1 protein-coding gene is annotated in these 292 nt (G+C 61.3%); it reads left to right on the forward strand.

Annotation, left to right across the window (positions count from 1 at the left end; translation table 11 throughout):
- The coding region (locus tag FS767_RS22085; RefSeq protein WP_144968226.1) for a HipA domain-containing protein at positions 1–292 on the forward strand (292 nt) is incomplete at both ends.

The raw sequence follows: 292 nt of genomic DNA on the forward strand, positions 1-292 counted from the left end.
CTTCGCTGGCGCAACTCTTCGCCACGGTGAGCCTGAGCTGCATCCTCGGCAATGGCGATGCGCATCTGAAGAACTTCGGCTTGCTCTATGCCGACCCTACCCAGCGTGATGCGCGGCTGGCGCCCGCCTACGACATCGTCAACACCACCGCCTACCTTCCCGAGGATGTTCTGGCGCTGGAGTTGATGGGCAACAAGTCGCTGTTTGCCTCGCGCCAGGGTTTGCTGGATTTTGCGGAAGTCTGCGATGTGGAGCGACCAACCGAGGTGATTCGCTCCCAGTTGGAGGCGCT

Source organism: Pseudomonas sp. DE0010, assembly GCF_007680745.1.
GTDB classification, from domain to species: domain Bacteria; phylum Pseudomonadota; class Gammaproteobacteria; order Pseudomonadales; family Pseudomonadaceae; genus Aquipseudomonas; species Aquipseudomonas parafulva_B.